The sequence below is a fragment of the Polyangiaceae bacterium genome (assembly GCA_016715885.1).
In the GTDB taxonomy this organism is placed as follows: domain Bacteria; phylum Myxococcota_A; class Polyangia; order Polyangiales; family Polyangiaceae; genus Polyangium.
On record JADJXL010000020.1, the window covers coordinates 1 to 16,247 of the forward strand.

Consider the following 16,247-nt stretch of genomic DNA (forward strand, 5'->3'; position numbering starts at 1 on the left):
AAAAGCTCATTCACCAGAACAGGAATTGAGATTAAAAGGAGTCGTGTGGTGCAGCCATTCCGTATTTCCGAAAAGCTTCACCAGAACAGGAATTGAGACCTCAGGTTTCTCCGCTGAAAAACACTTTGCCAACTCCCGCGAAAAGCTCATTCACGGACTTTGCCCACGGCCTTACGCACGGCCTCGTTCAAAAGGATTGGCACCTGTTGGCCGCGGCTACTCCGTATCTCCGGCGACCCGGGCCACGTAATGCCCACTTTCCGAAGCATGCGTTGTGCTTCGAGCAATCGCTCGGCATCCGGCGCCGTGGGGAAGCAGCGTCGCGAGCTCGTCCGGCAATAGCTCCGTGGGGCCAGCGGGCGCGCGGTCGACCACCGCGTCCACGATCGTGGATTGCCTCGGCTTTATCGAAGATGGCCTGGTTCAACTGCAAAACGTTGTCCGGGTCATACACCGGCAGGAGCCTTATGCCGTTCCCAGTCCGGCCCCGCGGCCAGCCGCCGCGCACCGGGAGCCGTTGCATCGACCTCGAAGAACGTACCCTCGACGCTCGCCGCCGAGCAGCCAAAGCCGAGGCTCGCGAGCTTCTCCCCGTACCCCCCACCCCGAGCAGGCCAACAGCGAGCTCGAACGCGGGCAAAAGCTCCTCGGGAAGCCCTGGCAAGGCAGCGCGCACGTCCTCGGGGCCACCTTTGACCGCGTCGACCGAGAGGCCGAGCTGCTCGAGCGGCCCAAAGCCGCGCTCGTGAATGCAATCTATTGCGAAAATCGTCGGAGATTTTTCGATAACGATCCGAGATCGCACAACGCCAGTCCCGAACGGAAGTGAGGGACTTTTGAATGTGTAGCGCGGGGTTTTAACCCCGCGCGAGCGTGCATTGAGGACGGGGATTTCGAGTTTTGAGACAGCCGGAGCTTGTGATCACGATTTTGGACTTGCGCGAGCGTGCATTGGACGGGTTTCGAGTTTTGAGACCCAGCCACTTCAGCCCGGGGCGGACACCGACGACCATGAGCCCATCGCGACGGTTATCGCGATAGAGCCGTTCGAGAGCCGGCATCCCAACCTTGCACGCCTCACACCATGAGGCCCAGAAATCAACCACGACGACCTTCGCTGTTCCGTGACTCGGCACACTCAACGTCTGATTGTCGAGTGAAACACATTCGAACGACGGGCCCACTTCACCGAGCAGCGGATGCCGCATCGATCCGGCAATGGTGGCCGCATGGGGATCGCACAGCCGGCGAAAACGCTCGCGGAAATAATGGCGAATATGGATTCACGACGTGTGAAGTGGCGAGTCGACAGGCACATGAATGCGCACAGTAGCAAAACTTGGTGGACCGCCGACACGAGAGAGTGCCAATCAGAACTTTCAGGCGCCTTGCGGATGAATGCAGGGCTGCGGTGTGCGTCGTCTCGCGCTGTGCCAGCAAGCGGGGACAACCGCGCAGAGCCACTGGCGGTTTCACGCATATCACGGCCTCGTTCAAAGGTTGGCACCAGGCCGCGCCTACTCGGCAATCGCGGGCAAGCCAGGCCACGTAATGCCCACCTTCTGAAGCATGCGCTGCGCCTCGAGCAATCGTTCGCATCGGGCGGCGTGGGCAGGCGTCGCAAGATCGTCCGGCAAAAGCTCCGTGGCCTTTCAATGCCCGGTCGGCCACCGCGTCCACAATCGCCCCGGATCGGCGCGGCTTTCGTGCGGCCGAGGTCCATCACGTACGCCCCGCGATACCACCGCCGAAAACCTGCTGGAGCTTCCGCGATCCGGCGGTGCATTTCGTCATTGTTGCATGAATTGCAAATCGCGGATCGACCGGCTGAGCGGCAAGGAAAACGCGGCAGGCCCTGATCATGGCATAGCGGCGTCGCAAAACGATTCGTCCTACGAATTGGGTGGATGAACGACGCGGGTCAGCTTCAAAAACCTGCGCCTGCGCGCAAGGACCACGGTCACCGGTTCTGGCAAGGTCCAGTTCGTGTCGAGGTCTTTATAGACGCGTCCAGACTTCCGAAAAGAGGAGGGTGTAAATCGTTTCCGTCCCGAGTTCCCCAAGGACAGCCACGTCCGGTACGACTTCATTGCCAATCTCTGGTGGAATCGTCTGATAGCCGGGGTAGGTGGCTTCGATCTCGCGAGCGATTTCGCGCGCTACTGGTTCCTCTTCGGGGACGCCTGGAAGCTGGATCCCGTAATAGGTCCGAGCAGCGACACGTGGAAGTTGATCGACGTTTTGCCCAAGACAAGCCAGATGCGGCCTGAGTACGCTGGATCGATATTCCCTGAATGCAGGTGGAGCGACTCGTCTTGAACGCCTAGCGATCCCCAAGGCGGCTGATCCTGGCCTTCCACGTTGACCACTCGCGTCGCCCGCGGGCAGCAGCTACCATGAGCCGGCAGTGCTCTTCGGTGTCATTGTAGACAGGCTACCCGGGTGCCACGTGCATGCGCTCCAACTGGAGCATCCCCCGCGGATAGAATTGGTAGACAAGGTCGAGCAGCTCGGAACGCGTACTTCATCAGAGACCCACCCTTTGGCCGAGGTTCGGGTGGTTGGCAACGATCTTCCTGGGGTTTTGAGGCGCGAAAGGCGATCCCGACGGCGAGCACACCGCGCACCCGAGCCGCAGAGGGCGATCCGGACGGGGAGTGACGTTTTCGTGCCTGCGAACTGCGAACCAGCGTTCCCATTTGTGTTGACGCGCGCGTGATGGATCTCCGACACTGGATGCCATGGGGCACTCGTTGAGCATTCTCGGGGTTGCGGCGTGGTGGTTGTTGCGTCGACTGCCGAAGGTTCTGGTCTTGCTGCTGTGCGCATTGTGCGTCGCGGGCTGCGGTTTGGTGGTCCCAGCTTGGCGACCGGCGCAAAAGGTGCAAGTGTTCAATGTGTGCTGGAGGCCGCCGGAGCCGGTCCTGGAGAGCATCATTTCGATTTTTCGACAGTAAGTGGGTAAGCTTCACCAAGGTCGGCCAGGCCGGATCCTGGGTGCGGACCCTGCGTACACGAAATATGTTTTTCAATTCAGCCCGGACGGTCCCGTCAAGAATCTTCAATTGCTCCCATTGAGTCGCGTGGATGCTTGGTGCCCGCGCATTCCGCTGCCGAGCCATTTGGATGTGCCGCGTTCGAACCAGACCCTGCACCATGTCCCGTGCCCGTATCGCTCGAGGAGCGTCCATCGGACGCACGACTTCTCTTTGGGCAAGCGTCCAATCCGCCGATTCGGAGCCCGTTCTTCTGCGACCAGCAGCCGCGTGGCGTACACGGCGGAAGAATTGATGTCGTTGCGGGCTCGCATTTGGCGTATCAATCGGCGTACGACCAAGCGTACAAGACTGGAAAAGCGTTGGCGCTGGCTGAAGCGGAGATGCAGGCCGTCATCAACAAGAGCGATTCTTGGTTGAAGCGCGCGTTGACATCGGATCCAGGTACGATCGAACAGATTCAACAGCGGGTCACGGATGCACTGAATTCCATCGAGCCACTGCCCGAGTACGATGATCCGACCCTGGAGAGCTTGGCGTGGGCGGGTTATCAGGCCGGATTCGAGAATGGCAAATTCGAGGTAGAAGCAAAACTCTTTGCCATCGATGCGGGCGTCATGCTCATCGAATTCGCCTTGTTGGAAGTGGCCATGGGTCCGCTTGGTGGAGCGACTTCTGGCGTCGGCGGTCAGCAAAGGGACGAAGGTGCTGACGGCGGCCGTGAAGCGACTGGAAAACATTCCCATTTTCATTCCGGGCGCGGTGGGTGGACCCGGGGCAATCGTTCGGATTGGCAAAATCACCAGCTCCGTTTCGGCGAAGGTGCATCGGGCCCGTTTGAAGAAGGCGCTGGAAAATTCAGTATTCAAATTCAAAAGAAAGGCTGGTGAATCGACGCACCACATCGTACCGATCGAGAGTAACGTGGAGGGCGCTGAGCGGTGCCGCAAACTCCTTGACAAGCTCAAGCTCAACATCGACGAGGAGTACAATGGCGTGTTCTTGCCGATGTACAAGAATTCGCCGAATCCCGGTGGCGCCATTGTGCACGCGACGCTAGACAACCCAGTATACTACAAAAAGGTTCTAGACTCACTCAGGAAAGCAACTTCTCAGGCAGATGCGATTCGGAGACTCCGCCGAATCCGCGAAACCCTTCTCGATGGGACATTCTACCATGCGAATCTATGAGTACATGGGCAGCACGGGTTACGAGGTCCCCTGTGTGTGACGACGAGCGCTGGGAGGAGTTTCTCGAGCTCGACGGTTCACCAAGGGCGGCGACCTGGAAGCCTCTCCGGGTACGTCGGGTCCGGCGGTCTCGCCGACAGGGATTTTCGGCCGTCCGACAGTCCTTCTTATGGTAGCGATGTTCTCGTCCTTCGGCGTTCCGCCATCGATGCGTTGCGCGACATGCTCGACGCCCACGGCGAGCTCTTGCCCCTCGAAGACGAAGGTGGCGTCGAGCTCTTTCTGTACAACCCGCGGGCGCTCGATGCCTTCGATCATGAGCGTACGGTGGGTTCTCGGGACGAAAACGGGCGAATCGAGATGGCCAATAACCATGTCTTCATCCCGTCCGTCGTGGAAGGTGTCGACATCTTCAAACAGGCATGCCCACGAGCAGGTACGATCTACGTCTCAGATCGCTTCGTACAGCGCTGGAAGCAAGCCAAACTGAAAGGTCTGGATTTCACCCTCGCGTGGGATTCGGATCTGCCGCCCGAAGCGCAGCCGAACGTGTGGACGTCGAAACCCATCAAGCTCTGAACGATCAGCGAAACGTTATCGACGGCGATGGCAAACCGGCGAAAGCGCCGCGCGGGGGAGCAAAGGGGTCGAGTTGGCGCTCTTGGGGTGAGGCGCGAGGTGTGAAACCATACACTCACCCACAATACGTCGCAAACACCTATTTTTTCTTCCTCCTGGACCCCAGCGCTGGTATAGCCCGCCCTTGGGAGGACAACATGCCCAAACAAAAACCATCGAAGGGGCCGAAAGCACCCGCCGGAAAGCCCGCCGTTCCGACCGAAGCCGCAAAAGCGTTTGCCGAAGTCGAACCGCTCATAACAAAGCTATCGAGTGACGAGCTGCTACAAATAAACGTCGATATCCCGCGCGCCGTCGCTATCGCGGTAGGCGCCGTACCACAACTCGCCAAATTGCGCGACCAAGCCGCCAAGCTACCCGATTTCGATATCACCCATATCGATCGCGTGGGCACCTACGCGCTCGCCGCTTGGTACGCATATCTCTTGGCACTGCCCGAAGTCACCGCCGGTGGACTCGCCGCTCTCTTGGAAGAAGCCAAACCGCTTCGAGAGGGCATGCTCCTCGCCGCCGAATTGCTCGCGCATCGAGGACTCTTCGATAAGAAATCCGTGGAAGCCATCCGATCCGGTCAGGGCAACCTGGACATCGCCAATGACCTCGTCGCACTCGCAGCGCTCTTCTCCGCCAATTGGCCAGAGGTCGAGAACAAGAGCCCCATTGAATGGACCGAGGTCGAACAGGCCACCACCCTCGGCCCAAAAATCCTGGTCGCCCTCGGCGCCCGAGAAGTCCCCGGCATCAAAGTGCCAGACGCCTCCAATGCCATCGAGCGGCGTGATCGTAGTTTCACCTTGTTCTTCCGCGCCTACGACCAATGCCGGCGCGCCGCTACGTTCCTCCGCTGGAACGAAAAGGACGCGGACGCATTCGCCCCATCGCTCTTCGGGAGCCGCCGGAGGACCAAGTCCGAGCCCGAACCCGAAGTCTCGGAGACCTCGGAAACCCCCGAGAAATAGCACGCGAAGGCCCGCGAGCGCCGAACGACCGCCCCGGATCCACCTCGAAAGGTCATCAAAGGCCGGACGACCGCCTCGATCCAACCGGAGCCGGTGGCCAAGGGCCGGTCGAGCGATCGTTTTCCACCGGAATCGGTCTCCACAAGGCCCAAGACCGGCCGGTTTTGCTGCGAAAATGCTCGCGAGCGGCCCGGTCGACCGAGGTTCCGTGGCCACAACGGACAGTTTGGGCCGGTCGAGTGGCCTTCGGGCACCGGGATCGGTCGATGGAGGCCGGTCGAGTGCCTTCCTTGATCAATACGCTCATTTCAAACGCCAGAAATTACACTCGCACGCTCGACTCGTGGTACCGTCCCGCGCATGCGCCGGTTTGAGCTCATCGAAGGGTCCTCGAGTAAGTTTTGGCAAATCGAACAGGATGGCCCGAAGCTGACCATCCAGTGGGGAAAGATCGGTACGGCCGGTCAAAGCCAAACGAAAGACTTTCCAAGCGACGCGAAAGCGACCGCCGAACACGATAAGCTCGTCAAGGAAAAAACAAAAAAGGGTTACGCCGAAGTCGCCGCAATGCCCGACGGAGCGCCCGCGCCGAAACCTCGAGCGACCAAACCGGCAGCGCCCGCCGTCACGGCCGATACGACGCCCGCGGCGGCCGCTGAAGCGAACGCGACACCGATTGCAGCGAGCGTACCGAGCGAAGCGCCGAATGCAGCCGTTGAAATCGATTGGAGCGGCCTGCAAGTGGACCGGAGGCTCGTGCCGCACAGGCATGGTCGTTATCGGCCGACGGAGGCGCAACGAAATGCCGATCCTTGGCAGGCATTGCAATCGGCGTGGTCGAAATGGAAATCCATTTGTCCTTTCGATAAAATCATCGTCGCCGCGGAGCTCGTTCCGGCCGCGAACGAAGCGCGACGATGGCTCGAAGCAGACGCGCCGGGACCGCTGTCGCCGCTCGAAGCGGCGGTGGTCGATTCGCTCTTGGGGTTGTCGTGCGACACGGATAGTTTTCCCGCAATGCGAGCGCTCACGGAGGCGTCGATCGCAAAATATGGCGCGACGTGGATCCTCGATATGCTCGTTGCATCGACGCGCGTGCGCATCGAGCGATACAGTGATCCGCCCATGTGCGCCCTGCATCACGAAGCGGAGAGCATTGGGCCATTCACGACGGGCACGGAGACGTCGCATCGATTGGCGTTCATTGCGCAAAGCCTTTCGGATGAAGCTTATGCGGAGCTTTGCGCAGCGGCCGAAGCGCGCTGGCCGATGTGGTCGTATTTTCGGAAGGTGCACGTGCTCACGGTCATTCCGGGGCACACGAAATTGGCGGACGCTTTGGGTGAAGAATGGCTTGCGTGTTCGGGTCATGTGGAAGGGTATACGAAGCCGACGTATTCCAATGACGGAATCGCGCCGCAATTCGATTTTGCCTACAGCCGTCCGATGATGGCGAAGCTGGCGAAAAAGGCGGTCAGTCGAGCGTTTGCGGGCGGATGTTTGGTGGGGAATTTGTGGCGCCTTCTGGATCTGGTCGGTGCCGATGTGATTCCCATCGTAAAAATAAGCAATGAAAATGTCGATTGGTCAGGCGGTGTTCGAGGCGGGCTCGAAGTCGCGTCGCTCGTACGAGGGCCGGAGACGGCCGCGTTGATGGTGTCGCACTTGGCTGCAATGAACATGGCAGTGCAATGGCTCGAGAAAAACCCGGTGCTCGCCATTCCTGCGCTGGCGGATGCCATGGCTTCAGGATCCGCCATTGGAGACCGGGCGGCCGTGGTATTCATCGATATGGATCGCGCTCATCCGGGGCTTGCGGATCGATTGGATTTGCGCCCGGCGGCTCGGTCGGCCATGCAAAAGCTTCGAGAAAAGATGGCGCCGAAACCGGATGCGTCGCTCGACGAATTGCCGGGCGTCTTGGCGAATCCTCCGTGGCTATCGGGCAAACGGGCCGATGCGCTTCCCATCGTGGCGAACGTCGCGATGCAAGCTTATCCCGACGTCATACACGAGGACGAAAATGGACTGCTCGCGCAAGCTCGTGAAGACGTCAAGACATATTCCAAGTCGCGAATGACATACGCTGATGCGTCCGAAAACCTGAGTCATCGGTGGTACAAAAAATACGTGTCGCGGAACATCGTATCGCTCGAGAAGTCGGACTTCGAGAAAGCTTTTGCGCAGTGGCCTGCCGACGCATGGGGGGCTGGATATCACGTCCTCGTGCCGCTCGTGGTTTTGGGTGTGGAAGCGATTGGAGGCTACCCGCGAATCGCGGCTGCCAATTCGATACATTTTGCTTCGACGCTGAAGGACATCGTCGAATCGCCGAAAATCGCGCTGTTTTACGCCTATGCCCGCACGTTGAAGAATGCTCGTCGATATGCGGAAGTATGGCTGCAAAAATTCCCGAAAGCGGCTGCCGTGGGCCTCGTGCCGACGGCCGTGGGACCTCACACGAAGGCACGCGAACAAGCTGAATCGGCATTGCGGTTTTTGGTGGCAAGAGGGCACGGCGAAGTGGTACGAAGCGTTGGCGAATCGTACGGTCGTGAAGTAAAAGCGGCGCTCGATGCAGCGCTCGATGCGGATCCGCGTGATCGATATCCGGCGAAACTGCCGAAGCTCGGATCATGGTGCAATGTGGAAAAAATGCCCCGGCCGCTCTTGAAAGGGCGCGAAAAAGCATTGCCCAAGCAAGCGGTCGAAGCCATCTTCATGATGCTCGCATTCTCCACGCCCGATTCTTTGTACGTGGGCATCGAAGACGTGATTGCCATATGCGACAGGGCGTCGCTCGAAGATTTTTCCTGGGCGCTCTTCAATGAATGGCAAATGGCGGGGGCGTCATCCAAGGAAAATTGGGCGATGCAGCAGCTCGGAATCCTGGGTGGCGACGAAGTGGCGCGAAAGTTGACACCGCTCATTCGCACTTGGCCGGGGGAATCGCTCCAGGCGCGAGCCGTTTCGGGGCTGGACATTTTGGCGCGAATTGGCACCGACCTGGCGCTGATGCACCTCAATGGCATTGCCCAAAAGGTGAAGTTCAAGGGGCTTCAAGAAAAAGCGCGCGAAAAAATGGACGAAGTCGCGCAAAACCGGGGCCTCACCGCGGACGAGCTCGCCGATCGCCTCGTTCCAGATCTGGACCTCGATCCGGATGGTTCTCGCACATTGGACTTCGGCCCGCGGCAGTTCCGAGTGAGCTTCGACGAAGCGTTGAAACCGGTCGTCGTCGATTCATCCGGAAAACCACTGAGCGATTTGCCGAAGCCGAACAAATCGGACGATGCGGCGAAAGCGAAAGAAGCAGAGACGATTTGGAAGACGCTGAAAAAGGACGTCAAGGCGATTGCGCAAAATCAAATCGTTCGTCTCGAATTGGCGATGTGTTCTCAAAGGCGCTGGGAATTGGATTCATTCCGTGCGCTTTTCCTCGAACATCCGCTCCTCATTCATCTCGTGCGGCGGCTCATCTGGGGCGTGTACACGGAAGAGGGCGCGCGAACGGGGGCATTTCGCGTGGCCGAGGACAGCTCGCTGGCAGATGCGCACGATTCGGCGTTCTCGTTGCCGGACGGAGCGTACGTGGGGATCGTGCATCCATTGGAATTGCCTGATTCCGAGAAGGCGGCGTTTGGGCAGATCTTGGGCGATTACGGTGTCGTGCAGCCATTTCAGCAAATCGGTCGCGATACGTACGGCCCGACAGACGAAGAGCGCAAGTCCGCTTCGATCAATCGGCGCGAAGGGCATTTCGTGCCGGTTGGCAAGATCCTCGGACTCGTCGAAAAGGGTTGGCGCAAAGGGCATCCGCAGGACGCAGGCTGGATCTGGGACATGTACAAACCGCTTCCTGGTGGATTGACTGCCACGCTGGATTTGCGGACGGGTATTGCGGCCGACATGCAGATGACCGAGCCGAAGCAAGAGATTGGGAGCATTTTCGTGTCGCACAAGCAGAATAGCAAATTCACGCTCGGTGATTTGCAACCGGTGGTATATTCGGAGCTGGTGCGGGACCTCGTGCAGCTCGGGAGTGCGACGTGAAGAAAAAGCAAGCCGCCGGATTGCAACGGGCGCCTGCGGAATTGATGTATCGCGACGAGCTCGCGCGGCTCGAAAAGGACGATACGGGGCCGCGTCCGCCGGGCTGGAAACTGTCGCCCAAAGCCGTGCGAACGTTCGTGCTAGGAGATTCGGCGCGCGAAATCAAACAAAAATTCGTGGGTCACGCGGCGGTCATCGATCGGGCGATGGTATCACTGGCGACGTCGCGCGGGCTTTTGCTGGTCGGAGAGCCTGGAACGGCGAAAAGCTGGCTTTCGGAATTGCTCGCGGCGGCCATTTCCGGCGTGTCGACGTTGACCATTCAAGGGAGCGCGGCGACATCCGAGGATCAAATCAAATATTCGTGGAACTACGCGCTTTTGTTGGCCGAAGGTCCAGGCGAACGGGCGCTCGTGCCGGGCCCGGTATTGTCGGGAATGCGCGACGGTAAAATCGTACGGTTCGAAGAGATCACTCGGTGTCCGGCGGAGGTGCAGGATGGACTTTTGTCCATATTATCGGACCGAGTGCTCACGATTCCCGAGCTCGGGGACGCGGGTGTGGTATTTGCGCGCGAGGGGTTCAACGTGATCGCGACGGCGAATACGCGCGATCGCGGCGTAAACGAAATGAGCGCTGCGTTGAAACGGCGATTCAATTTCGAAACGTTGTTTCCCATTGGAGACTTGGCGTCGGAAATCGACCTTGTGAGGCGCGAATCGACGAGGTTGCTCGAAGCGTCGGGTGTCAAAACGGTATTGCCGGATCCGGTGCTCGAAGTGCTCGTGACGACGTTTCGCGAATTGCGCACGGGGACGTCGAGCGATGGTCAGCCGCTGGAGCGATTGTCGACGGTGTTATCGACGGCGGAGGCGGTATCGGTTGCGCATGCGGTTGGCGTTCGTGCGGCGTTTTTGGGCAATGGCGAAGCGCTTCCAGGGGACGTCATCGATTGCCTTGCGGGTGCGGCGGTCAAAGACAACGCTGAAGACTTGGAGAAGTTGCGGCGATACCTGGAGACCGTAGCGAGCAAGCGCAAAGCTCCGCATTGGGCGGCATTGCATGCGGCGCGGTCGAGGTTGTAATCGTGGCGGGAAGGCTGTTCGTCGTTGGCGTGAGGCACCATAGCCCAGCGTGTGCTCGGCTCGTTTCTTCGGTGCTCCAGCGCGTCAATCCGGCAGTGGTGCTGATCGAAGGGCCGAGCGATTTCAACGACAGGCTGGATCAATTGGCGCTGGAGCACACGCCGCCCATTGCGATTTTCACGCATTACTTGACTGATGACGGGCCGGTATCCTGCTTTGCGCCATTTTGTGCATTTTCCCCGGAATGGGTGGCGCTGCGCTGGGCATTCGATCAAGAAAAGCTCGTGCGATTTGCAGACTTGCCGGCGTGGAGCAAATCGTTCGAGGGCATAGAGAATCGGTACCGGGACGAAGACGACCGGTACGAGCAAGCCGTGCAGGCATTGTGCCGACGCACGGGCACGTCGGATCTCGATTCGATGTGGGAACACCTTTTCGAGGGGCAGTCGCCGGAGGACCTCGAAAAGGCGCTCGACGCGTATTTCGAGCAAATACGGGGTGATGCGGCGGCGAGCGAGATTGATGCGCCGCGGGAAGCGTGCATGCGAGCGTATGCGTCGTGGGCGATGGAAGTGGGTGACGTCGTATTGGTATGCGGTGGGTATCATGCGCCTGCGATGAAAGGTGTTTTACCGGGCGGAAGCGAGCCCGAGCCGCCTGCGGCACCGTTTGGCGGGCAAAGTCATCTCGTTCCGTGGACGTACGCTCGAATGGATAGTTTTGCGGGGTATCAAGCGGGAATGCCTTCGCCGATGTGGTGGGAGCTGGACTTCAAGCTTGGATCGGGCGTGGCCGATGCAATGCTCGATAGGACGATGGATGCATTGCGCAAAGGATCGCAGCGTCCGACGGTGGCGGATCACATCGCGCTGCGCACGGCGATTGCTGGGCTTTCGGCATTGCGCGGGCATGTTTCGCCGAAACGCGTCGATGTGCTGGATGGACTGCTTTCGGCGCTCGTGCGCGAGCCGCTCGCGAGTCCGCCGCCCTGGTCTCGGCGCGGGATCGTGACGGAGGAGCTGCATCCGACGATTGCGACGATATTGCGGACGTTCACGGGGGACCGCATTGGAAGATTGTCGCTGGAGACGGAACGTCCTCCACTGCTTCGCGATGTGCATGCCATTTTGGAACGAGTGGGCCTTTCGCCGACATCGACGCCGCAGACGCTTACATTGGATTGGCGCATCGAAGGCGATCGCGAACGGCTTCGCGTGCTGCACCGATTGCGCATATTGGAAATCCCGGGCTTTGCACGACTACACGGTCCCGCGTGGGGAACGGAGGCGCGCATGGCGGAAGGGTTTCGCATCGTTTGGCGACCCGATCAGGATCCGGCCATCATCGAAGCATCGCGTTGGGGCTCGACGCTGGAAGGCGCGGTCGTATTTTGTTTGTCGCGGCGAATGCTCCAAGCGGATTCGCTCGCCGCGCGGGTCGAAGCATTTGGCGACGCTGCATTTGCGGGGCTGATGAAGCTTGCGGGAGATGTCGCAAACGTCGTTGCGAATGCGGTGGCGACGACGCCGTCGCTCGGAGCGCTCGGACCCGCCATTGCTAAATTATTTGGGCTGTGGCATCATGGCGAATGGCTGGAGGTCGTGGGAGCGCCACTATTGGGCCCGGTGCTTCGGTCGGCAGCCGAGAGAGCATTGACGCTGCTTGGCGGAATTCGCGGAACGGATTTGTTACCGGCGGACTTGACCGCCATGCAGGCGCTCGCGGAGCTCTTGCGGCACGGATCGGCGCTGGGGCTCGATATGGACGATACGCATGCGGTTCTTACGCGGCGCATTTCTGACGTAAATGCGCCTGCGATGTTGCGCGGGGCCGCATTGGGAACGATATGGTACCTCGATGCCGAAGCGGCGCAGGTGGAATCGGCCATCGAGCATGCATTGCAGGCATCGTCCGAAGGGCGTTTGGGTGATTTCTTGGCTGGTCTATTCGCGCTCGCGCGCGGGCCTGCGTTACGTGACGACAAACTCGTCGGTGCAATCGACGCGGCTCTTGCTACGCTGTCGGATGATGTGTTTTTGGTGCAAGTGCCGGCGTTGCGACTTGCGTTTTCTTGGTTTCCGCCGGCAGAACGAGCGCGCATTGGGACGCTGCTCGCGGCGCGCTGGGGTAAGCGTCCGGATGCTTCGTGGATCGGTGATGTGCCCGTGAATGTATTGGCAGCGGGCCTCGAGCTCGATGCGCGGGTATTTTCCTGGGGGCGTTCGCTCGGGGTGCTCGAATGACGGCGTACGATCCGGAGACTCGATGGCGATTGATTCTCGGTCGAGCGGGCGACGACGGGCTTGGGCCTTCCACGATGGGCGCCGAGGCGCTCGAAATGGAGAATGCGCTTTCGTGGCTGTATGATCGCGAGGTCGAAGGGGACCAGCGAAGAAGTGTCGCACGTGGTGCAGGTCCGGGACGCGGGCGCAATCATCCGCTCGACGTGCCTGATTGGATCAATGAAATTCATCGACTGTTTCCGAAAGAAGCGATCGAGCGTCTGGAATCCGATGCGCTTCAGCGATACGGCATTCTCGAAGTGGTGACGAGGCCCGAAGCGCTCGAGAACGTCACGCCTTCGTTGTCGCTCGCGGAGGCGATATTGCGCTGCAAGTCGCGTATGGATACGCGTGTGCTCGACGCGGCGCGGGCGCTCGTGGCGCGCGTCGTGGAGGACTTGAAAAAGCGATTGTGCGAAGAAATCGAGCATCGGTTGGGGGCGACGCCATTTCGTCATCGTCGTTCGCGTTTTCGAGTGGCGAAGAATTTGGATGCGCTGCGAACGATTCGAAAAAACCTGCGTCACTATGACCAAGAACGACGCAAATTGATTATACAAAGACCCGAATTTTTCGCTCGCGTCAGGCGATTTGGGCCGCGGCATCAAGTCATCATCGTCGTCGATCAATCAGGTTCGATGGCGCGGAACATCATTCATGCGGCGGTCGTGGCGTCGGTTTTATGGCAATTGCCCGCCACGCGAACGCATCTCGTCGTATACGATACGGAAGTGGTGGACTTGACGCCGCATGTGGACGATCCCGTCGAGCTTTTGATGCGCGTGCAGCTCGGTGGAGGAACCGACGGCGCCAAGGCATTGCAATACGCGTCGCAGTTGATTGAAGTGCCGCATCGGACGATATTGTTGTGGATAACGGATTTCGAGGATACGCCAGAAGCATTGGTGCGCGAAGTGCGGTCGCTCGTGGGTGAGGGCGTCATTATATTCGGTGCTGCGTCGCTCGACGATCAGGTGCAAGGCGCGTATGACCATGGGGTTGCGCAAGCGGTAGCGGATGCGGGGGCGCACGTGGCGGCGACCACGCCGAGCAAGCTCGTGGGGTGGCTGGTGGAGAAAATCCGGCAATGAGGTCCGACCTTGCGACGATGACACCGGAGGCTCTCGCGGCGCTTTCCAACGTTGGTCTCGTAAAACGTGCGCAGAAGGAAATGGCCGAAGGGAAGGGGCCTATCGTTCGCGAGGAATCGGACGGGACGGTCGTTGCGACGTTTGCGGAAGGTGTTTCGACAAAGTTATTGGTGGGCAAAGCGCTGAAGGATACGTTTTGCAGTTGCGGTGCGAAAGGCGTATGTCGGCATCGCGTGGCGGCGGTGCTCGCGTATGCGGCAAATGCGGGGACGGAGACGCGGCCGCCTTGGGCGATGACGACGGAAGAGCTCGAGGTTTGGCTTGGCGAACGGATTTCGCTCGTGGATGCAGCGGAATCTGCGGGCGTGGACATCGAGGTTGGAACGCGTCCGTGGGCGGCGCGTTTTTCCGGATGTACTGTGCGATTTTTGGCGGGCGCGGACCTTTCGCATGCCAAATGTGATTGCGCTGCTTCGTGGTGTGTGCACGTGCCGCTTGCTGTGCGGGCATTTCAACGGCTTTCCATCGAGGATCGCGAGCGCATATCGACGCAGGTTCGATTGGGGCCGCCTCCGCGGCAAGTGGCGCCGGAGGCTGCGCTTTCGGGCATGTCGGTCTATTTGGGGCGGCTTTTGCAACGAGGCATTGCGGATGCGCGTGGGCTGGATCAGGCGCGTGCGGAAGCGCGTGCGCACGTGCGCGATTGTCCGTGGCTCGATGCGGTGCTCGAAGACCTGGAAGCACAGCGGACGGCGTGGGAGAATCGGTCGGCATTGCACGACGCGGGCAAGGTGCGGGCGCTTCTGATGGAAGGGTTTGCCCGCGTGCGCGCGGCCAAACATGGGAGCGACCTGGCGGCGCTTTTGGGCGTGGGTGAACCGCTCGAAGTGCCGCTCGAGAAAGCGCGCCTGTTGTCGCTTGGGGCAAGGCTTTCGGCGGTGGGGTCGTCGCGGTCGCTCGAGGTGCTTTTTTGGGACGGAGCGACGGTGGTTTCGTGGCTCGTGCCGATTCCGGCGAATGCGGAGCCGGCGACGGTGACGGCGGTTGGACAAACGCCGCTGAGTGTGCTTGCGGCGGGGCAGGTGGTATCGCGGCATTTGGTGCGATTGGCGCGACGAACGATCGAGATACGTCGCGGGAGAGACACGGCGGTTCTCCCACAACGCGGTGAATGGGTTGACATACCGGCTCCTCATGGTTTTTCCGGGCCAGGTGCATTGTTGGCAAACGAAAAGGATAGGCCTCCGTGGTTTTTGCGTCATAGGGCGCGGACGGATGCGCTGCGGGTCGTGGCGACGCCGAACGGTGTAAAAGGTTTGTTCTGGTCTCCGGGGCGTCAAACGTTATCGGGCTTCATCGAAGACGACGATGGATCGCTGCTCGTCGAGCGGTCCTATGAATGGTTTGCCCCGGGAGCGATTACATCGCTCGTGCAGGCATTGCCAAAGGCGCTTTACGTATCCGGTTGGCTTCGAGGTTCCGGCGCAATGAAGGTGCTCGAACCGATTGCGGTTGTCGTGGGTGAAAGCAGTGACGCGGCTCATGTCATCGTGCCGGACTTGGCGCCGGATGCGCCGATTCCTGCGCTTCCAATGACCGCGCTAGAGCCGGCGAATCCGCTGGATACGGTGCTCGGGCGGCTCGAGGCTGCGCTGGACACGCTGGCGCAGGAGGGCGCGCTCGGTGGGCGCATTCCGCCGCTTGGAGGGCTGCTCGCGGGGGTCGGCTTGCGACGGATCGCGGAGACGTTCGGGAAGTTGGAAGCGGCGCGGGCAGCCGGGGATGCAGCGGCCGCGACGAATGCGTGGGTGGATGTCGCGATTGCGGTGGCGCTAGCGAGGGCGTGAGCGTGTACACACAAAATCTATAATCTTTATTACTCACGAGCGCTGTCGCCCCATTTTTGCGACGTGCTCAAAATCCAGCCATACCTATTCCGTACGCAATCGTG

At 60.1% G+C, this 16,247-nt stretch carries 10 protein-coding genes; 9 read left to right on the forward strand and 1 reads right to left on the reverse strand.

Annotation, left to right across the window (positions count from 1 at the left end; translation table 11 throughout):
• Positions 1-857: 857 nt before the first annotated feature.
• On the reverse strand, positions 858-1,208 hold the full coding sequence (locus tag IPM54_25490) for a TlpA family protein disulfide reductase (GenBank protein MBK9263144.1): 351 nt from the start codon (positions 1,206-1,208) through the stop codon (positions 858-860).
• 1,886 nt (positions 1,209-3,094) lie between these two features.
• On the opposite strand from IPM54_25490, the gene IPM54_25495 reads away from it, so the two are divergent.
• The 9 genes from IPM54_25495 (at position 3,095) to IPM54_25535 (ending at position 16,143) form a co-directional block, all read left to right on the forward strand.
• The gene (locus IPM54_25495) at positions 3,095-3,886 is read left to right on the forward strand and encodes a hypothetical protein (protein ID MBK9263145.1); all 792 of its coding nucleotides are present in this window, start codon (positions 3,095-3,097) and stop codon (positions 3,884-3,886) included.
• A complete protein-coding gene (locus IPM54_25500; protein ID MBK9263146.1) occupies positions 3,834-4,187 on the forward strand; it encodes an AHH domain-containing protein in 354 nt (117 codons plus the stop codon). The genes IPM54_25495 and IPM54_25500 overlap by 53 nt, the downstream gene beginning before the upstream one ends.
• Positions 4,188-4,223: 36 nt before the next feature.
• Entirely contained in the window at positions 4,224-4,766 is a 543-nt protein-coding gene (locus IPM54_25505) for a hypothetical protein (GenBank protein MBK9263147.1), read from the forward strand.
• A 197-nt stretch (positions 4,767-4,963) separates the two neighbouring features.
• Positions 4,964-5,785 carry a hypothetical protein gene (locus IPM54_25510; protein MBK9263148.1) on the forward strand — a complete coding sequence of 274 codons (822 nt, stop codon included), beginning with the start codon at positions 4,964-4,966 and terminating at the stop codon, positions 5,783-5,785.
• A gap of 360 nt (positions 5,786-6,145) precedes the next feature.
• The gene (locus IPM54_25515; GenBank protein MBK9263149.1) at positions 6,146-9,838 is read left to right on the forward strand and encodes a DUF4132 domain-containing protein; all 3,693 of its coding nucleotides are present in this window, start codon (positions 6,146-6,148) and stop codon (positions 9,836-9,838) included.
• A 44-nt stretch (positions 9,839-9,882) separates the two neighbouring features.
• Complete coding sequence (locus IPM54_25520; GenBank protein ID MBK9263150.1) at positions 9,883-10,923, forward strand: AAA family ATPase; 1,041 nt, start codon at positions 9,883-9,885, stop codon at positions 10,921-10,923.
• 2 nt (positions 10,924-10,925) lie between these two features.
• Positions 10,926-13,166 (forward strand): hypothetical protein, encoded by a 2,241-nt coding sequence (locus tag IPM54_25525; GenBank protein MBK9263151.1) that lies wholly within the window; start codon positions 10,926-10,928, stop codon positions 13,164-13,166.
• Positions 13,163-14,296, forward strand: a complete 1,134-nt coding sequence (locus IPM54_25530) for a VWA domain-containing protein (GenBank protein MBK9263152.1) — start codon at positions 13,163-13,165, stop codon at positions 14,294-14,296. The genes IPM54_25525 and IPM54_25530 overlap by 4 nt, the downstream gene beginning before the upstream one ends.
• The gene (locus IPM54_25535) at positions 14,293-16,143 is read left to right on the forward strand and encodes an SWIM zinc finger family protein (protein ID MBK9263153.1); all 1,851 of its coding nucleotides are present in this window, start codon (positions 14,293-14,295) and stop codon (positions 16,141-16,143) included. Before IPM54_25530 ends, IPM54_25535 begins: the two co-directional genes overlap by 4 nt.
• Positions 16,144-16,247 lie beyond the last annotated feature (104 nt).